Raw genomic sequence first — 21,969 nt, 5'->3', positions numbered from 1 at the left:
GGGATTCAACGGTCCGCCGCGCCGCGGCCGGCGTCCATCACGTCGGTGCGGCGCACCTCGGTGAAATACATCCAGGCCAGCGACACCCAGACCACGCCGTACATCAGCATGAAGGCGCTGGAGCGCACGCCCGTCCAGTCCAGCAGCACGCCGAACAGGATCGGCAGCACGAAGCCGCCCAGGCCGCCGGCCAGGCCCACGATGCCGCTGATGGCACCGATGTTGGCGGGGTAGTCGTCGCTGATGTACTTGAAGACGCTCGCCTTGCCGAAGGCCATGGCGATGCCCAGCACGAACATGAGTGCGGTGAACGCATACACGTTCAGGCCGATGTGGAAGCTGCGCGGGCCGTCCGCGGCGAGCACCGTGAAATCGGTCTGCGGGTACGACAGCAGGAACAGGCACACCCAGCAGACCCACAGCACCCACCAGGTCACGCTGTGGGCACCGTATTTGTCGCTGAGCGCGCCGCCGATGGCGCGCAGCACGCCGCCGGGCAGCGAGAAGCAGGCGGCCAGCAGCGCGGCGACGCGGATGTCCAGGCTGTATTCGCCCACGTAGTACTGCACCATCCAGAGCGACAGCGCCACGTAGCCGCCGAACACGATGCTGTAGTACTGGCAGTACTTGAGCACGCGCGGGTCCTTGAGGGCCTGCAACTGGTCCATGAACGTGACGTGGCTGGGCACGCGGTGCGAAGGATCGCTGTGGCTGAACAGCCAGAACAGCACCAGCGTGCCGAGCATGATGGCCGCATAGGCATGGGGCACGGCCGCCCAGCCGAAGGCCACCAGGATGGCCGGCGCCACGAACTTGTTCACCGCCGCGCCGGAATTGCCGGCACCGTAGATGCCCATGGCCGTGCCCTGGCGCTCCTTCGGGAACCAGCGCGCCACGTAGGGCGTTCCCACCGAGAACGAGCCCCCGGCCAGCCCGACGAACAGGCCGATCGCGAGGAAGTGCCAGTACTGCGTGGCATACCCCATGAGCCAGATGGCCGGCACCGTCGCCGCCATCAGGCAGGCCATCACGATGCGGCCGCCGTAGCGGTCCGTCCAGATGCCGAGCGGCACGCGCACGAGCGAGCCCGTGAGCACCGGCATGGCCGTGAGCAGGCCGAACTGCGTGGCGTTCAGGCCCAGCATCTTCTTGATCGGGATGCCGATGACGCCGAACATCATCCACACCATGAAGCACACGGTGAAGGCGAGCGTGCTCACGGCGAGCACGGACCAGGCCTGGCGCGTGCGGCGCGGGGTTCCGTCCGGGGTCGCGGACGCGGTGTCTGCCATCTTGTTTTCCTCGTGGGAGCGATGGCATGCATGATCGCTCCGGCGGCGCGCTCTGCATATCCGCCGGTGGTACGCCCGGGGCGAGGCAGAAGAACTAGCCGCGGGCCCGCGGTCTAGTTCCAACGAACTAGGGCGCGGCGATGGCGGCGGGAACGGGGTCGGTCAGGAACGGCGGCCGAACACCGACTTCGGGCTGCGCCCGAAGAACCGCGTGAACGCCGTGCTGAAATTCGGCGGATGGGCATAGCCCACCTGCCAGGCGGCCTGCGCGACCTGGCAGCCGGTCTCCAGCAGCGCCCAGGCGCGGCGCATGCGCAGCTCCAGCAGCAGGGCCTGGGGCGAGGCACCGAACACGGCGCGGAATCCCTGCTTCAGCCGGTGCTCCCCCAGGCCCACGGCGGCACTGAGGTAGGCCACGGTCAGCGCGCGGTCCATCTGCGTGGACAGCAGCTCGCGGGCGCGCTCCAGGCGCGCCAGCTCGTCTTCCGACCAGCGCGGCGGCGCCGCGTCCGCCACGGGCGTGGGCACCAGGTGGCGCAGTTCCAGCGCGGCCAGGTTCAGCATGGCGATGTGCCGGTCCAGCGCATCGGTGGGCTGCGGCCCGGGTGGCTGGGCCAGGCGCCGGGCCAGTGCCACGCTGGCCGGCAGGCTGGCGCGGTGATCCAGGGCGCGCACGCCATCGGTCTGCGTGAGCCGCCGCGCCAGCTCCGGGCCCAGGTAACGGTCCAGCGCCGCGCCCGACAGCAGCAGCCGCAGTTGCCGCACGGTCTGGCCGGCCGCGTAGCGGCGCTCGCCCCGGCTGCCGTGGAACGCCGCCATGGTCGTGCGCCCCGCGCCGAAGCGCAGCGTGGTCCCTCCCCCGCGGGCAACGAAGCCCGACTCTCCCGCCAGCCCCAGCGTGATGACCAGGGTGCGCCCCCCGTCCGAGGCATCGGCCTGCACGCTCTCCTCCACCAGATCGCGCAGCGGGCGGTAGTGCGAGCGTGCCAGCGTGATGCCGTCGCCCAGGGTGAAACATTCGGCATGGCAATCGCCGAATTCGGCCGGCAGCGCACGGCGGGTCCAGCCCGGCGCGCGGGATGGAGATACGGAGATCGAGGACGGGATGCGGCAGGTCATGTCAGGGGCCGGTTGCGCGTTGCCCATACGGAATGCGCCAACGCGCAAAGGTTTTCAAATGATATCCATTCTCATCATCCATAGCATCGGAAGGCGCTTGCAAGAGCTTTTCGAACGAGGACGAGAACACCATGCCCCTTTCCTTTCCCCTTCGCTGGCCGGCCGCGCTGGCATGGGCACCGCTGGCCGCGGCAGCCCAGGCCCCCGCGCCCGGTGCGCCGCTGCCCGAAATCACGGTCACCGTGGGCAAGCAGGCCGAAAACCTCGACGCCGTGCCCGCCAGCGTTTCCGTCTTCGACGGCGCGGCGCTGGAGTCGGCCGGCGTGCACGGGCTGGACGCGCTCTCCGCGCAGGTGCCGGGTTTCGGGTTCCAGGCCTTCGGCCAGTCGGGCGTGCAGCCACCCGTGATGCGCGGGCTCACGGCCAACTTCGTGTCGTTTTCCTCCTCCACCCTGCTGCTGGTCGATGGCGTTCCCACGCTGATGGCCCAGGGCTTCGAGCACGACCTGCAGGGCGTGGAACGCGTGGAAGTGCTGCGCGGCCCGCAATCGACGCTGTACGGCCGCAATGCCGAAGCCGGCGTGGTGAGCATCGTCACGCGCCAGCCCGGCGACATGCCCCGTGCATCGGTCAGCGCCGAGGCCGGCGGCCACGGCCGGCGTGCGGGCAGCTTCGAGCTGGGCCGCGCCCTGGTGCCGGGCCGGCTCTTCATCGGCCTGTCGGGTGAATGGCGCGCCCAGGAGGGCTTCATCCGCCACCAGGGCACGGGCGACCGCGTGGACGACCGCGACCGCGCCAGCGGCCGCCTGGCACTGCGCTGGACGCCCACGGCCGGCACCGAGGCCACGCTGCGCTACGCCGGGCAGCGCTGGGACGACGGCGCGGCGCAATGGGGCGGCATCGCCGCGCCGCGCGCCACGGTGAACTCGGGCACCGCGGGCTGGAACCGCTCGCGCGGGCAGACGCTGTCGCTGGACGTGTCGCACCGCTTCGCCCCGGGACTGCGGCTGCGCTCCATCACCGCGCGCAATGTCTTCGACGACCGCGTCCTGCAGGACACGGACTTCCAGCCCGCCGACCTGCTGCACGTGGGCCGCGACTACCGCCTGGCCACCACCTCGCAGGAACTGCGCCTGGAAGGCGAGTCCCGCGCCCTGCGCGGCGCGCGCTGGCTGGCAGGGCTGTACGTGGACCGCGACGACCATGACCTGCGCTACGAGCAGAAGCTGCCTGCCGCCCTGATGCGTCCCACGGCCCGCCTCCAGGGCGGCACGGCCGCGCTGTTCACGCACTGGACCATCCCCCTGGCCGACCGCTGGACACTGGCCGCCGGCGCACGCATCGAGCGCAACCGCGTGGAACTCGCGCCCGCGGGCGCTGCGGCGCGCAGCGACGCCTGGTCGCGCCTCAGTCCCAAGCTGTCGCTGCAATACCAGTGGTCGCCGCAGGCCCTGGTCTATACCAGCGTCAGCGGGGGTTACCGCGCGGGCGGTTTCAACGTGTTCTCGCCGGCCATGGGTTATGCGGCCTACGCGCCCGAAACCGTGCGCGCCTGGGAGATCGGCGCCAAGGGCCGCCTCAGCGGCCAGCGGCTGCGCTATGCGGCGTCGCTCTACACCCAGCAGGTGCGCGACATGCAGGTGCAGCAGATGGGGCTGCCAGGCGCCGTGTACATCACCAATGCCGCGCGGGCGCGCTCCACGGGCGCGGACCTGGAACTGGACTACGTGTTCGGCGACGGCTGGCAGCTCAGGACGGCGCTGGGCCTGAACCGTACGCGCTTCGACCGCTTCCGCGACGGCACCGCCCTCTACGACGGCCACCGCAACCCCTTCGCGCCCGACGCCAACCTGCACGCGGCCCTGCGCTACGACGCACCCAGGGGCTGGTGGGCCCAGGCCGCCGTGCAGGGCACGGGCAAGGTCTATCTGGACGCGGCCAACCACCACCGCCTTCCCGGCTACGGGCTGGTCCACCTCTCGGCCGGCTACGCCAGCGGCCCCTGGGAAATCGCCACCTACCTGCGCAACGCGGCCGACCGGCGCTACGACGCCGCGGGCTACCTCAACGGCCAGGTCGTGGTGTACAGCCCTCCGCGCGAGTTCGGCCTGCGCCTGACCTGGCGCCTGTGAACAGTCACACCAGAAAGGAACGCCCCATGCCCACCCATCTTTCCGCCGCCCGGGCCGGCGACCACGCACTGCAGCCCCTGTGGGATCTCGCCGCCGCCCAGGTGCAGGCCGAGGCCCTGGTGCTGGCGATCGAATCCGGCGCCCTGGACCGGCTGGCCACGCAGCACTCCGCCGCCGAACTGGCGCAGGCCCTCGGCTGGCACGAGGCCAACACCGCGCATTGGCTGGAACTGCTGTGGGCCATGGGCCTGCTGCAGCGCAGCGCGGACGCGTCCGCCGGCTACCAGCTGGGCGCCAGCGCCCTGCGCTACCTGCACGGCGCCTCACCCGAGTCGTGCGCCGCGGCCTGGCTGTTCCGGCTGCGCTCGCTGCGCAACGCCGCCGGCCGGTTGCGCGGCCTGGTGGAGCACGGCCCCGCGGGTGGCGGAACGACCGCGCCGCTGGCCGCGGGCACGGCCGGGGGCTGGGCCGAGGCCGCGCGCGCCCAGATCGACCAGGAGCAGCGCGCCGTCAGCGTGCCCGCCGCGCTGCGCGTGCTGCAGCAGGTGCCCGAAGCCGCCGCCGCCCGCCACATGCTGGACCTGGGCGGCGGCCCCGGCTGGATCGCGCTGGCGTGGCTGCGCTGCCAGCCCGCATTGCGGGCCACCGTCTTCGACTGGCCCGAGGCCGTGGCCGTGGCCGCGCGGAACGCACGGCAGTCGTGTCTGGCCGATCGCTTCGCCGCGCTGGGTGGCGACCTGGCCCGGGAGGGCATCGGCAGCGGATACGACCTGGTCTGGTGCTCTTCGGTCCTGCACTTCGTGCCCGATGCGGCCGCCGTGGTCGCCAAGGTCTTCGACGCCCTGGAGCCGGGCGGGGTCTTCATCTGCGCGCACGCCGAGGTGGACGACACGCCCGAAGAGGCCCTGCGCACCCTGCCCTACTACCTGCCCATGCGCGTGCAGGGCCGCCACGTGCAGCGGCGCGGCGAGCCCGAAGCCATGCTGGCGCGGGCCGGCTTCGCGCAGATCCAGCGCATCGGCGCGCGCGGCTTTCCCATGGCGCCGCTGACCGCGCTCGTGGCCCGCAAGGCCTCGACATGAATACCGCCCCCACCCCTGCGCGCCGCCCCACCTGGCTGCTGCAGGCGCTGTTCGGCTGGCTGCACCTGGCATTGACCGCGCCCAGCGTCTATCTGTGGCTGGGCCTGCCGCTGGTCATGCGCCAGCACGGCTGGTCGGGCACGGCCATCGGTCTGTTCCAGCTCGCGGGCCTGCCCGCGCTGGCCAAGTTCGCGCTGGCCGCGCCCGTGGAGGCGCGCGACGCCCGGGGCCGGTCGCGCTACCGCACCTGGGCGCTGGCCCTGGGCCTGGCCTATGCCGTGGTGCTGCTGGCCCTCGGCTGGCAGCAGTTGCTGGCCGAGCGGCTCTGGCTGTTCGGCCTGGCCTTCGCCGCCGCGCTGGCCGCGACCTGGGCAGACGTTCCCGTCAGCGCGCTGGCCATCCGCCTTCTGCCTCCCGAGGAGCGCATGCGCGCCGGCGGCGTGCGGGCGGCGGCGCTGTCGCTGGGCGCCATCGTCGGCGGCGGGGCCATGCTGCTCGTGCAGGCGCGCTGGGGCTGGCGGGCGCCGTTCCTGTGCCTGGCAGGCGCGCTGGCACTGGGCGCCCTGCTGCTGGCCTGGGTGGTGCGCCGGGAGCCCGATGAGGCGCCCGGCCCTCCGCAACGGTCCGCGCCCACCGGACTGGCGGCACAGGTACGCGGCTATGGCGCCCAGCCCGGCGCCTGGCACTGGACGCTGGTGCTGGTCAGCTACTTTCCCTTCATCGGCACGGCCTGGTTCTATCTCAAGCCCCTGATGCTCGACCACGGCTTCGCCCCCGCGCAGGCCGCCTGGCTGGCCGGCCTGGGCGGCGGGGTGGTGGCCGCGGTATCCGCCGCGGCATCTCCGCTGCTCACCCGGCGCCTGGGCACGGCGCGCGCCCTGCCGCTCTACGCGGGGCTCAACGCGGCTGCGCTGGCCCTTCTGGCCGCCGTGGTGGCGGCCGGCGCGCCCACGGCCGGCATGGCCGCGGCCGTGCTGGCGGTGGCCACGGCCATGGGGATGTCTTCGGCCTGCGTGTTCGGCTTCATGATGCAGTTCGCCCGGCCACGCTCACAGGCCTTCGATTACGGACTGCAGGCCAGCCTGTTCGCGGCCAGCCGCATGCTCGTGCCCCTGGCCGCGGGCGTGGCGCTCGACGCCGCGGGCGCGGCCGCCATGCTCGCGGGCCTGGCGCTGGCCGCCGGCCTGGCCTGGTGGTGGGCGCGGCGCTGTGCGGCGCACGCATGGGCCGAAGGCGCCTGCGCGCCGCCCGCCTACTCGCGCTGGCGTTCCGACGCGTAAACCGCCGCCTGCACGCGCGAACTCAGCCCCAGCTTGCGCAGGATGTGCTGCACATGGATCTTCACCGTGGTCTCGGCGATGTCCAGCGCACGGGCGATCTCCTTGTTGCTCGCGCCGCGCGCGATCTCGCGCAGCACGTCTTCCTCGCGCGCCGACAGCGGGGAAGCGGAACCGGCAGCCCCCGGGCCGGTCCCCTCCGCGGGGGCTTGGGTAACGGCAACGGCGGCCGCCCCGGCATCGGCCCGCGGCTCCCGCGCCGGCGGGCCGCCCTGCGCCTGGAAGGCCGCCACCAGCTTGCCCATCAGCTCCATGCTCACCACCGGCTCGCCCCGCGCGGCGCGTCCGATGGCATCGGCCAGCAGGTCGCCTTCGATGGTCTTGAGCAGGTAGCCCTGGGCCCCGTGGCGCAGCGCCTGGGCGAGGTCCTCGCCATCCTCGCTCACCGTCAGCATCAGCACCCGCACGTCCGGCATGGCCTCGCGCAGGCCGCGGATGGCATCGATGCCGCGCACCCCCGGCAGGTGGTTGTCCAGCAGCAACACCTGCGGCGCGAGCGGCGGCGCCAGCCGCAGGGCCTCGCCGGCGTCGCCGGCCTCCCCCGCCACGCGCAGCGACGGATACTGCGACAGCAGGGCGATCAGGCCACGCCGGAACAGCGTATGGTCGTCCACCACGAACACCCGCAGGAGCGCGGCGTCCGGCGCCAGGGATGGGCTGCGGTGCGGCAGGGGGTCGGAAACCATGGGAGGTGGTGCTCAGGACGCCAGCGGCGCGAAATCGGAAATGGAAAAACCCGCCGTCTCGGCGGCCGGGACGTGCGGCTCCCCGGTCGTCGGCAGGTCGATGCGCACGCGCGTGCCGCGACCGGGCGAGGACTCGATGAAGATCCGCGCGCCGAGGCGCTCGGCCCGCTCGTGCATGATGCCCAGGCCCACGTGCACGGAATCGGGCGGCACGGCGGCAGGATCGAACCCGCGGCCATCGTCTTCCACCTCGAAGCGCCAATGCGGCTCGCGGTGCACACGCACCTCCACGCGGCGGGCGCCCGAATGCTTGCGCACGTTGGACAGCGCCTCCTGCACCATGTGCAGCACCTGCACCTGCACGTCGGGCGCGAGCGGCAGGCCGTGGCCGGCCATCGACAGCCCGTGCGCGATACCGGTCTGGTGACCGAACTTGGACAGCGTGGCGCGCAGCGCTCCTTCGATGTCCTCCTCGCTCGTGCGGGTGCGGAAGTGCAGCAGCAGCTCGCGCACGTCGGCATAGCAGCCGCGCACGCCCACGTCCAGCTCGCCCATGCTGCGGTCGCGCGCCGCATCGTCGCCCCGGCCCACCGCGTCGCGCAACAACTGCGTCTGGATCTTCAGGAAGGCCAGCGACTGCGCGATGGAATCGTGCAGCTCCCGCGCGATGAAGGAGCGCTCCTGCGCCACGGCGGCCTCCCGGCCGAGCGCGGTGGCCCGCAGCCCCTCCATCGCCGTCGCGAGATGGCTCGCCATGGCCTCCAGCATTTCCTGCATGCCGGGCTCGATCTCGGTCGCCGAGCGGAAGAACAGGTCCACCTCGCCCAGCACGCGCTGCTGCGTGCGCACCGGCACCAGCACCAGGGCCTGGTAGCCGGCCTCGCCGCAGTGCGGCATGCCGGCCGGCGCACCGGGAAGCATCGGAATGATGCGCAGGCGCGAGGCGCCCTCCGGCTGGCCGCAATGACAGTGGCCGGTGGGCAGGCAGTGCTCGCCCCGCACCAGGGTTTCGGGCAGGCCGTCGCCAGCCAGCAGCATGTAGCGCTCGTTGGCCTCGTCGGACCAGCGCATGGCGGCGGCGTCCGCCCGCGCGATCTCGCGCACCCGCCGCACGAAGCCGCGCGCCAGCGTATCCAGGCTGCCGGCCTCCGATACCTGGGCGCTCACCTCGTAGAGTGCCGCCAGGCGGGCGTTGCGCTCTTCCAGGCGCGAAGTCTTCTCGGCCACCTTGCGCTCCAGGTCCTCGTGGGACGACTGCAGCGCGTGCGCCATCAGGTTGAACCCCGTGGCGAGCTGGCCGAATTCATCCTGCGACTCCACCGGCAGCCGCGTGCGCAGGTCGCCCTGCCGGATGCGGGCCAGCGCCTGCTGCAGCCGCGCCACCGGCGCGAGCACCAGCCAGTGGCTCACCGCCATGAAAGCCACCGCCGCGGCGATCGCCACGGCCATCATCGCCATCTGGAACAGGTGCAGCGCCGCGGTCCATCGCGCCATCTGGCGCTCGATCGCCTCGACGAAACCGTCCACGCGCGCCGCGAAGGCGTCTGCCCGGGCGACGTCCGGCGCGGCGCGGCCGTCGCGCAGCCGGCCCCAGTCCTCCACGATGCGGGCGAAACGTGCCCGCGTGTCCTCGTTCCACGGCACGAACAGGGGCCGGGCGGGGTCCCCCTGGCGCAGCAGGTCCAGCCTGGCATCGAAGCGGACGGACAGCGGCGCCAGCGCTTCCGGGCCCTCGGCCCGCCCCGCCAGCGCCATGCGCATCATCGTCATGCGCAGGCGGCCTGCCTCGTTCACGGCCGCGGCGCCGCCTTCGAGCTTCCAGGTGATCCACAGCGTGAAGGCGATGGACAGCAGGGCGACGGCGAGAAAGCCGCTGCCGATGGCGAGCAGCCGGGTGGTCAGGGTAAGGGGCCTGCGCATGGCCGGCAGTGTAGGAACGGGCAACACCGTGGCCCTTGATACAAGTCAAGCCAGAGCCTTCGAGGCCGCCCGCCTCGATGGGTTAAGGTGCCGGCCATGCAACTGCCCATCCGCTTGCGGCGCTCCGCGGGGCGCGCCGCCTCCCTGGCCCTGCTGGTCCTGGCCGCGGCATGCGCCAGCCCCGCCCCGACCTCCCCGCCTGCCGGCGGCGACCCCTGGCAGGCGCTGCTGCCCGCCGAGATCCTGCTGCTGGGCGAGCAGCACGACGCACCGGACCACCAGCGGCTGGAACGCGAGGCCGTCGCCTCGCTGGCAGGCCGCGGGCAACTGGCGGCGCTGGTGATGGAGATGGCCGAGGCCGGCCACGGCACGGCCGGCCTGCCGCGCGATGCCTCCGAATCCGCCGTGCGCGCAGCGCTCGCATGGAACGACGCGGCCTGGCCCTGGACGCGCTACGGTCCGGTGGCGATGGAGGCCGTGCGTGCCGGCGTGCCGGTGCTCGGCGGCAACCTCCCCCGTGCGCGGATGCGCGAGGCCATGCAGGACGCCGCCTGGGACGCCCGCGTGCCCGCCCCCGTCCTGCGCCGGCAGGTCGAGGCCATGGAGGCCGGCCACTGCGGCCTGCTGCCCGCGTCGCAACTGCCCGGCATGGCCCGCATCCAGATCGCGCGCGACGACAGCCTCGCCCGGACGGCCGCCAGCGCGCGACGGCCGGGGCAGACGGTACTGCTGGTCACGGGCGCGGGCCACGCCCGCCGCGACCTCGGCGTGCCGCTGCACTGGGACGCGGGCGTGCAGGCCCGCGTCGCGATCGCGCGCCCGGAATCCGCCACCGATCCGCTGCCCGGAGGCGCCGCCGACACGGTCCTGCCCACTCCACCCCTGCCACCCACCGACCATTGCGCCGCGCTCCGGCGATAAAGCGACGGGGCGCCGGGCCACGGCCCGCCCGCGGACCTACTCCTCCGACCCGGCGTTCCAGAACGCCTGCAGCACGCCCGGCAGTTCCTCGATCGCGCGCATCACGGCATCCAGCTCCTCGGCCTCCACCGCCGTGGCGTAGAGCGTCGCCTCGATCTCGGTCTCGGTGCGCCCGAAAGCATGCTGGCCCACGCCGCGCACCGGGTAGTTCGCCCCCTCCAGCAGCTCCACCATGCGCTCGCGCACCTCGCCGTGCACGCCGCGTTCGCACAGCACATAGACGGTGTAGATGGCCTCGCTGGTGGCTTCCTGCACCGGACGCCGGTTGATGCGGTTGGCCACGGGGCGCAGCAGCGTATTGCTCGCCAGCACGAACAGCGCGGCCAGCACCGCCTCGGCCACGAGGTGCGATCCCGCACAGGCGCCCACGGCCGCAGAGCCCCAGAGCGTCGCCGCCGTATTGAGCCCGGTGATGTTCGCCCCCTCTTTCATGATCGCCCCCGCGCCCAGGAAGCCCACGCCCGACACCACGTAGGCGATCACGCGCACCGCGCCGGAGGGCCCCTCGAGCCGGTCGGCCAGCACCACGAAGGCCGCGGCCCCTACGGCCACGAGCGTGTTGGTGCGCAGCCCCGCCGTCCGCTGGCGGATCTGCCGCTCCAGCCCGATCGCCGCGCCCAGCCCGAAGGCGGTGAGCAGGCTGACCAGGGTGTCGAGGAAGGGAAACAGGTGGAAGTGTCGGAGGAATTGCATGGTGCGGTCCGGGTGCGGTGCCTGCCGGGCAGGGGGCGGAAAAAGGCTGGGAACGGCTGGTGAATGGCGGCGTGGCCGCGGCTAGACCGACGCGCCGGAACGCCGGCAGCGGCGCGCCCACCAGGCCCGGGCCCGGCGCCAGGCGCCTGCCGGGATGGAAGGCCCGAAGGCATCGAACGCCCGGCCGCCGATGCGCTCGGCCCGCTCGCGCGCAGGCCGGCTCAGGCGCTGGAAGACCGCGCGGCGCTGGTCCGCGGGCAGCATGGACAGCGCATCGGCGATCACCGCGCCCGGCTCGCGGGACAGGCACGCCGCCACGGCGCCGCGTCCGTGGCTCTGCAGCAGGCCGCGCAGCGCCTGCGGGCGGCGGCGGGCGAGCGCGTCGCGCAGCACCAGGGCGACCACCTCGTCCCTCTGGAAGGAAGCAGGAAGAAAAGAACGGAAGAAGAACATGGGAAGGCTCCAGCCGCGCCAGACGCGCGGGGAGCCTCCATGCCGTCAGCGGCGGGGCGGACGGCAGGCGGCGTCCGGGCGCGCGCCGGATGCGGCAAGGGAAATGCGGTGGGAGGGGGCGGCCATCGGGCACACCGGGGGCATGGCAGGGGAAGGCCGTCTAGGGTAGGGGTCCATGGCGTTCTCTCCCGCGCTCGCGCGCTCCGGTGGATGGGCCCGCGCGGGGCGCGCGGGAAGAAGCCGGCAGGAGGCCGGAGGGCGGCAGGCGGGGCCCGCCGCGGCGTTTTTCGCGGCCCCGTCAGCGAAGGGCCGTGGAAAAAGCGGGCGGATTATGGCTGGGCCGGCGAAGGCGCGTCAACTCCCGCGGCCTGCTGCGCCAGCAGCGCCGCGAACTCCGCCGAGGGCACCGGCCTGCGGCACAGGTAGCCCTGGTAGCGGTCGCAGCCCCGGCTGCGCAGGAACGCCAGCTGCTCCGGCGTCTCCACGCCCTCGGCCAGCACCGCCAGGCCCAGGCTGTGCCCCATGGCGATGATGGCCGCGCAGATCGCCATGTCGTCCGCGCTCTGCGGCAGGTCGCGGATGAACCCCTTGTCGATCTTCAGCACATCGATCGGAAAACGCTTGAGGTGCGCCAGCGACGAGTAGCCCGTGCCGAAGTCGTCGATCGCCAGCCGCAGCCCCAGGCCACGCAGCCGCAGCAGCACCTGGCGCGCCTCCTCGGGGCGCTCCGCCAGCGCACCCTCGGTGAGCTCCAGTTCCAGCAGCGTGGACGGCAGGCCGGAATCCGCCAGCGCCAGGGCCGCGCAGCCCGCCAGGTCGGTCAGGTGGAACTGGCGCGGGGAGACGTTCACCGCCACCGTGACCTCGGGCAGCCCGGCCTCGCGCCAGCCCTGGGCCTGGCGGCAGGCCTCCTGCATCACCCATTCGCCCAGCGGGCCGATCATGCCCGTGCGCTCGGCCACCGGGATGAAGCGGTCGGGCGCGATGGAGCCCTCCACCGGGTCGATCCAGCGCACCAGCGCCTCCGCGCCCACGATGCGCCCGGAGGCGATGTCCACCTGCGGCTGGTAGTGCAGTTGCAGGTGCCCCTGGGCCAGCGCCGAGCGCAGCCGCGCCTCCAGGGCGAGGCGCTCGCGCGCGGCCTGGGTCAGGCTCTCGTCGAAGAAATGCCATGCGCCCTGCCCGTGCTCGCGCGCGCCGTACACCGCCGCATGGGCGCCCTGCAGCAGCGCATCGGCGGTGTCGCCATGGTCCGGGAACAGGCAGATGCCCACGCTGGCCGAGGCCACCACCTCGAAGCCGTCGGGCGAGCGCCAGGGTTCGGCCAGCGCGCCCAGCAGGGCCCGCGCGGCCGCCACCGCACCCTGCGCCCCGTCCACGCGGCGCGCGATCACGCCGATCTCGTCGCCCGCCAGCCGCCCCGCGAGGTCGCCCGGCCGCAGCGCCTCCTGCACGCGCGCGGCGATGTGGCGCAGCACCTGGTCGCCCACCGCGTGGCCGTAGCTGTCGTTCACATCCTTGAACCGGTCCAGGTTGACCAGCAGCACCGCCAGCGGTTCGCCGCGGGCGCGGGCGTCCGCCATCGCTTCCTCGAGCTGCTGCGCGAAGAACGTGCGGTTGGGCAGGCCCGTGAGCGGGTCGGTATGGGCCATCACCTCCAGCCGGCGCCGCTGCTCGTGCTCCTGGGAAATGTCGGTGAACAGGCACACGTAGTGCGTGACCTCGCCGCGCGCATTGCGCACGCTGGAGAGCGACATGCGCTCGGGGAACACCTCGCCGTTCTTGCGGCGGTTCCAGATCTCGCCCTGCCAGTGCCCGGTGCGGCCCAGCTCTTCCCACATGGCCTCGTAGAACGCGCGGCCGTGGCGGCCCGACTTGAACAGCCGCGGCGTGCGGCCCAGCAGTTCCGCCTCGCCGTACCCCATGAGCCGCGTGAAGGCCGCGTTCACCGACAGGATGCGGCTCTCGGCATCGGTCACCACCATGCCCTCGGCCGCGTTGTCCACCACCGTGGCCGCGAGCCGCTGGCGCTCGTCGGCCTGCAGGGCGCCGCGGGCCAGCACCGCGATCTCCCGGCCGCGCGCGCGCCAGCGCCGCAGCGCCCATACGCCGCAGCCCGCCGGCGCCAGTACGAAGGCCGCCTGCAGCGCTCCACGCAGCACGCTGCCGGCCGGCAAAAGCGCCTCCGCGCCGGCCACCCAGGCCAGCCCGGCGGCAGCGTACAGGAGCAGGGCGGCGGGTACCCGCCAGCCTGCCGTCCTCCCGGGAGCGTTGCGGGGGGCGCCCCCCTCCTCCTCATGCATCAATTCCTTGCTCCGCGTTGCTGCGGGCCGTGCTGCGACAATCGCCCCGCTATGACCCAAGCCTATATTCTCACCCTCTCCTGCCCGGACAAGCTCGGGCTGGTGCATGCGGTCTCCGGATTCCTGCTCGAGCATGGCGGCAACATCGAGGAAGCCGCCCAGTACAACGACCACGCCACCGGCCTGTTCTTCATGCGCGTGCGCTTCGCCTGCGACACCCACGACCAGGCCGCGCTGCGCGCACGCCTCACCGAGTTCGCCGAGCCGCACCGCATGCACTGGAGCCTGCACGCCGCCAGCGAGCCCATGAAGACCGCCATCATGGTCAGCCGCGAAGGCCACTGCCTCAACGACCTGCTGTTCCGCTGGAAATCCGGGCTGCTGCCGGTGCACATCTGCGCCATCATCAGCAACCACCGCGACTTCTACCAGCTCGCGGCCAGCTACAACGTGCCCTTCCACCACATCCCGGTCACGAAGGACAACAAGCCCCAGGCCGAGGCGCGCCAGTACGAGATCATCCAGCAGGAAGGCGCCGAGCTGGTCGTGCTGGCCCGCTACATGCAGGTGCTGTCGGACGACCTGTGCCGCAAGCTGGAGGGCCGGGCCATCAACATCCACCACAGCTTCCTGCCCAGCTTCAAGGGCGCCAAGCCCTACTACCAGGCGCACGACCGCGGCGTGAAACTGATCGGTGCCACCGCCCACTACGTGACGGCCGACCTGGACGAAGGCCCGATCATCGAGCAGGACGTGGCCCGCGCCGACCACACCGACACCGTGGAAGACCTGACGGCCCGCGGCCGCGACACCGAAAGCCAGGTACTGGCCCGCGCCGTGAAGTGGCACACCGAGCACCGTGTGCTGCTCAACGGCCACAAGACGGTCATCTTCAAATAAAGTGGAACACCCCCCCGAGGCGCTGCGCGCCTCGGGGAATCCATGTGATGGCCTCCGTCCACCCCGCTTCGCCGTCTTCCAGAAGCGCCGCCCAGCGCATCCCGCCGATCCAGTGCCTGCTGACCTTCGAGGCGCTGGCGCGGTTGCGCAGCGTGACGCAGACGGCCGACGAGCTGTGCGTCACGCCCAGCGCGGTGAGCCACCGCGTGCGCCAGCTGGAGCAGATCCTGGGCGCGCGGCTGTTCGGGCGGGCGGATTTCTCGCTCACCACCGAAGGCAGCGCCTACCTGGCCCACGTGCGCGAGGGCCTGGGCGCGCTGCAGCGCTTTCCGGGCACGGCGGCCGCGCCGGGCAAGCGGCGGCTCAAGATCGCCGTCACGCCCACCTTCGCGCGGGCCATCCTGATCCCGCGCCTGCGCCAGTTCACCGAGGCCTACCCGGAGATCGACCTGGCGCTGCATGTCTCCATCCCCCTGCTCGACGTGGTCGCGGAGGATGCGGACCTCGTGGTGCGCTTCGGCCCCGGGCACTACGCCGACATGGAGCACGTGGAGCTGTCGCGCGACGTCGTCACGCCCCTGGCCTCCCCCACCTTCCTGCGCGAACACGGCCCCTTCGAGCGCCCGGCGGACCTCGAAGGCACGCCCCTGCTGCGCAGCCCGCTGGAGCCGTGGCGCACCTGGTTCGCCGCCGCCGGGCTCGGCTGGGCGGAGCCCTCGGAAGGCTCGCAGTTCAACGACATCGGCCTGATGTGCGACGCCGCATCGGCCGGCATGGGCGTGGCGCTGGTGCGCCTCAAGCTCGGTGCGTCCTGGCTGGAGAACGGCACCCTCGTGCGGCTGTTCGCGCTCGATGCGCCCAGCCCCCATGCCCACTACCTCTGCTGGCGCACCGGCACGATGGATCGCTGGGAATGCGCCGCCTTCGCCGAATGGCTCCGGCGAGTCACTTGACGTCACTCTCCTGAGGCCCTGCGGGCCTCCTGCATTGGTTCCAATGGCCCAGCCCCCCTCCCCCGCCGCCCCCTTCATCCAGCGCCGCCCGAACGACGAGCAGAAGGCCGTCCTCAACACCACGGCGAAGACGGTGCTCATCAACGCCCTGGCGGGCACGGGCAAGACCACCACCCTGGCGACCAAGGCGGCGGACCTGGTCCAGATGCACGGCGCGCGCCGGGTGCTCATGCTGGCCTACTCCGACGCGGGCCTCGCCGCCCTCCGCGACCGGCTGGGCCGCTACATGCCGGCCGACGCGCGCGAGGTGCGGATCATGACGGTGGAGCAGCTCTGCGCCGGGCTGCTGAAAGCGCAGGGCCTGCCTGTGAACGCACTGACCGAGCCGCTGGAGCGCCAGCTGCTGATCCGCCAGGCCCACGCCGCGCTGCTGCAGGAACTGCGGCACGAGGCACCGCCCGAGGCCGCCGGCTTCCTGGCCCGCGAGCTCGACGTGCAGGCCTTCACCGGCTTCGAGGCCCTGGCCAAGCAGCGCCTCCTGCACCGCGACATCGCTCGCGAAGGCACCCACGCCGCCGCCTACTGCCGGGACCACGCGCTGGACTACGGGCTCTACCTGCTGCTGGGCCGGTACGAACGCCTGCGCCGGGGGCCGGACGACGAACCGCAGTTCTACGCCCCGGGCGACTGCACCTACGAAATCGCCCGGCAGCTCGGCGAACTGGACTTCGGCGATCCATACCCCTGGCTGGAGGGCCGCTACGACGCCGTGCTGTTCGACGAACTGCAGGACCTGGACGAGGCCGCCATGCTGGTGCTGCGCCACCTCGTGGCCGGCGGCAATGGCGTGTTCGTGGGCGCGGGCGACTTCAACCAGCACATCCTGCCCGGCGCGTTCTCCGTCTTCGGCAACGGGCTGCAACGCATCCGGCAGGAACTGCCCGAGCCGCCCGAAGTGCTCACGCTCAACACCACCTACCGCTTCGGCAAGGCCATCTGCGAAGGCCTGAACCCGCTCTTCGGCGTGGAATTCGAGACGCACTACCCCACCAAGACCGCCCGCTTCGAACGGCTCGCCTATGACAGCGACGAGGACTGCGCCCGGCAGCTGCTGGCCATCCACCAGCGCGTGCAGGGCGCCCCGCCCCCCGCGAACGGCGCGGCGCCCTGCCTGACCGTGGTGCTGCGCTCGCCCGAGGACTCCGTGCTGCTGGAATGGCGCTTCGCCCACGAGGGCGTCCATTACGCCTGCAAGGGCCTGAAGCGGTTCTACCAGCGCCCCGCGATCGCCCTGGTGCTGGCCCTGTTCCGGGCGCTGCCAGGCTGCGGCGACCAGGTGCGGCTCACGCAGGGCATCCTGAGCAGTGCCCTGGATGGGCTGATGCGCTACGTGCGCCGCGGCAGCCGGCCCGATGCCGACGTGCTGGCCAACGGCCTGTTCGACCTGCAGGCGCTGGCGCAGCACTCCACCGCCGAGGTGGACACCCGCGCCGTGGCCGCCGAACTCGTCCACCAGCCGGACCGCATGCGCGACTTCCTGCTGCGCGCCAGCTTCGACCCCAACGCGCCCGTGGCCTCCGCCGCCTGCGAGGCCTGGCTCGCCCTGCCGCCCGAGGTGTGCGCGGACGCCGGCCGGCTCTGCGACCACCCGCTGCTGCACCGCTTCTTCGCCGAAGCCCCCATCAGCCCTCATGAACACCGCCAGTGCCTGGACAGCCTGCGGGCGCTCTCGCGCATCTGCAGGGGCCTGTCCGTCGATGAATTCCTGGGGCAACTGGCGCTCATGGTGGAGTCCGGCATCCGGCAGCACCGCCAGAACGAAGCCCCCAGCCTGCAATTGCTGACCGTGGAGCGCTGCAAGGGCCACGAATACGAATACGTCGCCGTGCCGCTGGTCGAGCGCGGCCGCTTTCCCCGCGCCGCCGCCCGGCACGAGGCCTACCGGGAACGCAACATGCTCTACGTGGCCCTGACCCGCGCCAGCCGGCACCTCTGGCTGCTGGAAGGCAGCCGGCGCCCGGTCAGCCCCGGGCCGGTGTGATCCCTCCGGCCGGTCATCCGGCCGATTCACGCGGCGCTGAAAGAAAACTCACGCACCCGCGGGCCACCTTCCTCTAAAGTCCAGGGCATGAGCGCCGTCGCCCCCCTCCCCGCTGCGTCCCCCGGCCCCACGACCGCCAGCCCGCCCCCCGGTGCCACCGGGCGCGCCGCCCGGCAGGCACAGGTCGTGCAGGCCCTGTCCGCGCACCTGCCCGCGCACATGCTGCTCTGGCATGCGGAAGACACTACACCCTACGAATGCGACGGCCTCACCGCCTACCGCCAGCGCCCGCTGGTGGTGTGCCTGCCCGAAACCGAGGCCCAGGTGCAGGCCGTGCTGCGCACCTGCCACGCGCTGGGCGTGCCGGTGGTGGCGCGCGGCGCGGGCACGGGCCTGTCGGGCGGTGCCATGCCGCATGCCCTCGGCGTCACGCTGTCGCTGGCGCGCTTCAACCGCATCCTGGGCATCGACCCGGTCAGCCGCACCGCCCGCGTGCAGTGCGGCGTACGCAACCTGGCCATCAGCGAGGCCGCGGCGCCCTGGCAGCTCTACTACGCGCCCGACCCGTCCAGCCAGATCGCCTGCACCATCGGCGGCAACATCGCCGAGAACTCGGGCGGCGTGCACTGCCTGAAATACGGCCTCACCGTCCACAACGTGCTGCGCGTGCGCGGCTTCACCGCCGAAGGCGAGCCGGTGGAGTTCGGCAGCGAGGCGCTGGACACGCCCGGCTACGACCTGCTGGCCGCCGTGATCGGCAGCGAAGGCATGCTGGCCGTCACCACCGAGGCCACGGTGCGCCTCATCCCCAGGCCCCAGCTGGCGCGCTGCATCATGGCCAGCTTCGACGACGTGCGCAAGGCCGGCGACGCGGTGGCCGCCGTCATCGCGGCCGGCATCATCCCGGCCGGGCTGGAGATGATGGACAAGCCCATGACCGCCGCCGTGGAAGACTTCGTCCAGGCCGGCTACGACCTCGCGGCCGAGGCCATCCTGCTGTGCGAGAGCGACGGCACGCCCGAAGAGGTCGAGGAAGAGATCGGCCGCATGAGCGAGGTGCTGCGCGCGGCCGGCGCCACCGCCATCACCGTGAGCGAAAACGAGACCGAGCGCCTGCGCTTCTGGAGCGGCCGCAAAAACGCCTTCCCCGCGAGCGGCCGCATCAGCCCCGACTACATGTGCCTGGACTCGACCATCCCCCGCAAGCGCCTGGCCGACATCCTGCTGGCCATCCAGGAGATGGAGAAGAAATACGGCCTGCGCTGCTGCAACGTCTTCCATGCCGGCGACGGCAACCTGCATCCGCTGGTGTTGTTCGACGCCAATGACCCCGACGAGCTGCACCGCTGCGAGCTCTTCGGCGCCGACATCCTGGAAACCAGCGTGGCCATGGGCGGCACCGTCTCGGGCGAGCACGGCGTGGGCGTGGAAAAATTGAACAGCATGTGCACCCAGTTCACCACCGAGGAGAACGCGCAGATGTTCGCCCTCAAGGCCGCGTTCGACCCGGCCGGCCTGCTCAACCCGGGCAAGGTCATCCCCACGGTGAGCCGCTGCGCGGAGTACGGAAAGATGCTGGTGCGCGGCGGGCAGATGCCGCACCCGGACCTGCCCCGGTTCTAGAGCCCGCCCGCCCGCTGTCTCGCGCCGTCGCAGCATGCTGTCGCACCCCGGGTACCGCCTGCGGCGATACCGTGCATCGCCAGTGCGGCACCGAGGGGCCGCGGCGGGGTCGCACCCTCCCACCGGCAGGCCGCTATCCCTCCGGCGTCATCAGCAGCCAGCGCCGCACGCGGGCCACCGTTTCACCGCTCTGCCGTGTCAGGCGGCCCAGATCGTCCAACAGGGGCACCGTCGCGGTGCGGTACAGCGCCCCGCCCAGCGTCGTCAGCATTTCCAGCACCGCACGCTCCCCCGGCAACAGCTCCGGCGCGGGGCCCGCCAGCGCCGGCCCGGCCACCTTCGCCGTGGCTGCCCCGGTGTCCTGCGGGCCGGGCCCCAAACCACGCCCCTGCGGAACCACGGAACGTGCCTGGCGCGCCTCCCGCAGCGCCAGCACGATCCCGGCGCGGTGCGCCGCCGGACCGAGGCGCGCGTCCAGGCGCCCGAGCAGCCAGGTGATTTCCTGCACGCGCAGGTCGATCGCCTCCAGCACGGCAGCGGCGCACTCCACCTGCTCCGCCGCGTCCTGCAGCGGTGCGGAGTGCATCCGGGCGATTCCCAGCGCCTCGTCCACCCGGCCTTCCGCACTGGCGCGCAGCGCACGCAGCACCACCGCATCGATCACTCCCCCGAGCACCAGGCAGGGCCCCTGCGCGTTCGCCACCGGCACGGGGCCGCCACTCAGCCAGGCCACGGTCGGGTTCTCCGCTGCCGTGCCCAGCGCGCCGGCCCCATGCCCCAGCGCCCAGGCCACCATGGCTCCGGGAGACAGGGCCTGCCAGCCATAGCTGCGAAGGTCCGTGGCACGGCCCACCACTCCCGCCAGATCCTCCAGCCGCGGAGCGCCCTGCTCCGGCGCGCCGCCCAGCCCCGCGCCGCGCGTGGGCGCCATCCCGCGCGGCAGCCGGCGCGCGAGGGCCAGCACCGTGCCCAGCGCCTCCCCCTGGGCCTGCATGCGCGCCGCCCCCAGGGCCGACAGCCGCCCCCAGAGAACGCGCCGCCGCGCCTCCAGCGCCAGGGCCATCGCGCGGAAAGGCCATTCGGCCGACGCGATCCAGCGGTCCGCCGTCACATCGGGGTCCTTGAGGCTCCACGCCAGCCGCAGCTGTGCGATGGCGCTCTCCATGGGATCCTCCGCCACCGGCCGGCCCGGACTCCCGGGGCTGTACCCTTCGCTACGCTCCCCGCCTTCGGCGACGCCCCAGCTCCCGGCGCCAGGCGCCCCTCCCGGCGCCCCCAGCGCCATGTCCACCACGTCCTCCATCGCACGCCCTTTCCCTGGTCATGGATCCGCCTCCAGGCAATGCATCCGCCGCCCCCGGATGCCGCCTCCGGCCCGACCCGTAACTGCAAATCACGGTGTTTTCGTGACTATATCGCCGAATCACCCCACCGGAACAGCCGACCCCTAGCGTGACTGCATGCAGGATGCAAAGCAAAATTTTGCCGAGAAGTTACGGAACGCTATGGAAAAGGCGGGCTACGAGGCCAGACCGTCCGTTCTCGAGCGGGAATTCAACACCCGCCACTGGGGCAAGCCCATGAGCCTGCACGGCGTGCGGCGCTGGCTGCGCGGCGAAACCCTGCCCGACCACCGCAAGCTCGTCACCCTCTCCCAATGGCTGCAGATCCCCCTGCAGGACTTCCTGGAAGACGCGGCGCCGCCGGCCGCACGCCCCAGCGCCGAGCCTGCCGCCCTCTGGCATGCCGGCATGGGCTACGACGACCGGCAGCTGTTCGAGATCTACCTGCGGCTGCCCGTGCCCCAGCGGCGCACCGCCCGCGAAGTGATTCTCGCCATCGCCCGTGCGCACGCCGCCGAAGAGGAGCGGCGGCGCCAGCGCTGACCTCCGGACACCCGTTCCGGACAGTCCACTGAACCAAGGATCACACCTGGAACGTAACCTGCATTCCGAGTCACGCCACGCTCTGCAGGGGTGCCTAGCGTGCCTGCATGCAGGACCAAGCAAAACAAAAATTCGCCCGGAAATTGCGGGAGGCAATGGAAACGGCAGGCTACGAGCCCAAACCCTCGGTGCTGGAACGCGAGTTCAACACGCGCCACTGGGGCAAGCCCATGACGCTCCACGGCGTGCGCCGGTGGCTGCTCGGGGAAACCATGCCGGGCCCCCGCAAGCTCACCACGCTGTCGCAGTGGCTGCGCGTGCCGCTGGAAGATTTCGTCGATGCGGGGGACGGCAGCGCCGCCCTGCGCGCGGCCGGCGAACCGCTCCACAAATGGCATGCCGGCCTCGGCTACGACGACCGCGAGCTCTTCGACATCTACCTCAAGCTGCCGGTACCCCAGCGGCGCCTGGCACGCGAGGTCATCCTGGCCATCGCGCGGGCCCATGCGGCGGCAGAGGAACAGCGCAAGGGCTGACCCGCAGGGCCGCGCCGCCGCTGCTTCGCGGC

19 protein-coding genes are annotated in these 21,969 nt (G+C 72.4%); 10 read left to right on the top strand and 9 right to left on the bottom strand.

All coding sequences use genetic code 11. The features are described from left to right. Positions 1-5 precede the first annotated feature (5 nt). The 3 genes from BLR99_RS11585 to BLR99_RS23675 all read right to left on the bottom strand — a co-directional run bounded on the left by BLR99_RS11585 (position 6) and on the right by BLR99_RS23675 (position 2,544). A complete protein-coding gene (locus BLR99_RS11585) occupies positions 6-1,292 on the bottom strand; it encodes an MFS transporter (RefSeq protein WP_011793833.1) in 1,287 nt (428 codons plus the stop codon). Between the two features lie 162 nt (positions 1,293-1,454). Next, positions 1,455-2,411 (bottom strand): helix-turn-helix transcriptional regulator, encoded by a 957-nt coding sequence (locus tag BLR99_RS11580; protein WP_041827219.1) that lies wholly within the window; start codon positions 2,409-2,411, stop codon positions 1,455-1,457. Position 2,412: 1 nt separating this feature from the next. Then, complete coding sequence (locus tag BLR99_RS23675) at positions 2,413-2,544, bottom strand: hypothetical protein (protein ID WP_258868843.1); 132 nt, start codon at positions 2,542-2,544, stop codon at positions 2,413-2,415. Between BLR99_RS23675 and BLR99_RS11575 the strand changes: the two genes are divergently transcribed. Genes BLR99_RS11575 through BLR99_RS11565 form a run of 3 tightly spaced genes read left to right on the top strand, consistent with a single transcriptional unit; the run spans position 2,543 to position 6,905 of the window. Continuing rightward, complete coding sequence (locus BLR99_RS11575; RefSeq protein WP_011793831.1) at positions 2,543-4,543, top strand: TonB-dependent receptor; 2,001 nt, start codon at positions 2,543-2,545, stop codon at positions 4,541-4,543. The two genes, BLR99_RS23675 and BLR99_RS11575, sit on opposite strands and share 2 nt — an antisense overlap. A gap of 26 nt (positions 4,544-4,569) precedes the next feature. Beyond that, positions 4,570-5,625 (top strand): methyltransferase, encoded by a 1,056-nt coding sequence (locus tag BLR99_RS11570; protein WP_011793830.1) that lies wholly within the window; start codon positions 4,570-4,572, stop codon positions 5,623-5,625. Then, a complete protein-coding gene (locus BLR99_RS11565) occupies positions 5,622-6,905 on the top strand; it encodes an MFS transporter (RefSeq protein ID WP_011793829.1) in 1,284 nt (427 codons plus the stop codon). Before BLR99_RS11570 ends, BLR99_RS11565 begins: the two co-directional genes overlap by 4 nt. On the opposite strand, the gene BLR99_RS11560 is transcribed toward BLR99_RS11565, so the two are convergent. Next, positions 6,878-7,648: a LuxR C-terminal-related transcriptional regulator gene (locus BLR99_RS11560; RefSeq protein ID WP_011793828.1), complete on the bottom strand. Its 771-nt coding sequence runs from the start codon at positions 7,646-7,648 to the stop codon at positions 6,878-6,880. The two genes, BLR99_RS11565 and BLR99_RS11560, sit on opposite strands and share 28 nt — an antisense overlap. Positions 7,649-7,660: 12 nt before the next feature. Next, positions 7,661-9,568, bottom strand: a complete 1,908-nt coding sequence (locus BLR99_RS11555) for a type IV pili methyl-accepting chemotaxis transducer N-terminal domain-containing protein (protein ID WP_046060372.1) — start codon at positions 9,566-9,568, stop codon at positions 7,661-7,663. 96 nt (positions 9,569-9,664) lie between these two features. On the opposite strand from BLR99_RS11555, the gene BLR99_RS11550 reads away from it, so the two are divergent. After that, a complete protein-coding gene (locus BLR99_RS11550) occupies positions 9,665-10,489 on the top strand; it encodes a ChaN family lipoprotein (RefSeq protein WP_011793827.1) in 825 nt (274 codons plus the stop codon). A 36-nt stretch (positions 10,490-10,525) separates the two neighbouring features. Here BLR99_RS11550 and BLR99_RS11545 read toward each other — a convergent pair whose 3' ends face one another. The 3 genes from BLR99_RS11545 to BLR99_RS11535 all read right to left on the bottom strand — a co-directional run bounded on the left by BLR99_RS11545 (position 10,526) and on the right by BLR99_RS11535 (position 13,998). Continuing rightward, positions 10,526-11,242, bottom strand: a complete 717-nt coding sequence (locus BLR99_RS11545) for an MgtC/SapB family protein (protein ID WP_011793826.1) — start codon at positions 11,240-11,242, stop codon at positions 10,526-10,528. Positions 11,243-11,323: 81 nt separating this feature from the next. After that, positions 11,324-11,695 (bottom strand): hypothetical protein, encoded by a 372-nt coding sequence (locus BLR99_RS11540; protein ID WP_011793825.1) that lies wholly within the window; start codon positions 11,693-11,695, stop codon positions 11,324-11,326. Positions 11,696-12,024: 329 nt separating this feature from the next. Continuing rightward, the gene (locus tag BLR99_RS11535) at positions 12,025-13,998 is read right to left on the bottom strand and encodes a putative bifunctional diguanylate cyclase/phosphodiesterase (RefSeq protein WP_011793824.1); all 1,974 of its coding nucleotides are present in this window, start codon (positions 13,996-13,998) and stop codon (positions 12,025-12,027) included. Between the two features lie 51 nt (positions 13,999-14,049). On the opposite strand from BLR99_RS11535, the gene purU reads away from it, so the two are divergent. From purU to BLR99_RS11515, 4 genes are all read left to right on the top strand, one after another. Next, complete coding sequence (gene purU / locus BLR99_RS11530) at positions 14,050-14,898, top strand: formyltetrahydrofolate deformylase (RefSeq protein ID WP_011793823.1); 849 nt, start codon at positions 14,050-14,052, stop codon at positions 14,896-14,898. Positions 14,899-14,945: 47 nt separating this feature from the next. Then, the gene (locus tag BLR99_RS11525) at positions 14,946-15,851 is read left to right on the top strand and encodes a LysR substrate-binding domain-containing protein (protein ID WP_046060370.1); all 906 of its coding nucleotides are present in this window, start codon (positions 14,946-14,948) and stop codon (positions 15,849-15,851) included. A gap of 43 nt (positions 15,852-15,894) precedes the next feature. Continuing rightward, complete coding sequence (locus BLR99_RS11520) at positions 15,895-17,892, top strand: UvrD-helicase domain-containing protein (RefSeq protein ID WP_011793821.1); 1,998 nt, start codon at positions 15,895-15,897, stop codon at positions 17,890-17,892. An 87-nt stretch (positions 17,893-17,979) separates the two neighbouring features. Next, complete coding sequence (locus tag BLR99_RS11515; RefSeq protein WP_011793820.1) at positions 17,980-19,515, top strand: FAD-linked oxidase C-terminal domain-containing protein; 1,536 nt, start codon at positions 17,980-17,982, stop codon at positions 19,513-19,515. 133 nt (positions 19,516-19,648) lie between these two features. On the opposite strand, the gene BLR99_RS11510 is transcribed toward BLR99_RS11515, so the two are convergent. Beyond that, positions 19,649-20,680: a hypothetical protein gene (locus BLR99_RS11510; RefSeq protein ID WP_233427228.1), complete on the bottom strand. Its 1,032-nt coding sequence runs from the start codon at positions 20,678-20,680 to the stop codon at positions 19,649-19,651. Between the two features lie 295 nt (positions 20,681-20,975). Here BLR99_RS11510 and BLR99_RS11505 point away from each other — a divergent pair, with 295 nt between their 5' ends. Further along, positions 20,976-21,401, top strand: a complete 426-nt coding sequence (locus BLR99_RS11505; protein ID WP_017439513.1) for a hypothetical protein — start codon at positions 20,976-20,978, stop codon at positions 21,399-21,401. Positions 21,402-21,508: 107 nt separating this feature from the next. Continuing rightward, on the top strand, positions 21,509-21,937 hold the full coding sequence (locus tag BLR99_RS11500) for a hypothetical protein (RefSeq protein WP_011793817.1): 429 nt from the start codon (positions 21,509-21,511) through the stop codon (positions 21,935-21,937). Positions 21,938-21,969 lie beyond the last annotated feature (32 nt).

Origin of the sequence: Paracidovorax citrulli (genome assembly GCF_900100305.1) — a bacterium.
GTDB lineage: Bacteria > Pseudomonadota > Gammaproteobacteria > Burkholderiales > Burkholderiaceae_C > Paracidovorax > Paracidovorax citrulli.
Note: the sequence above shows the minus strand (reverse complement) of the source record. Positions and strands in the feature narration are given on the sequence as shown.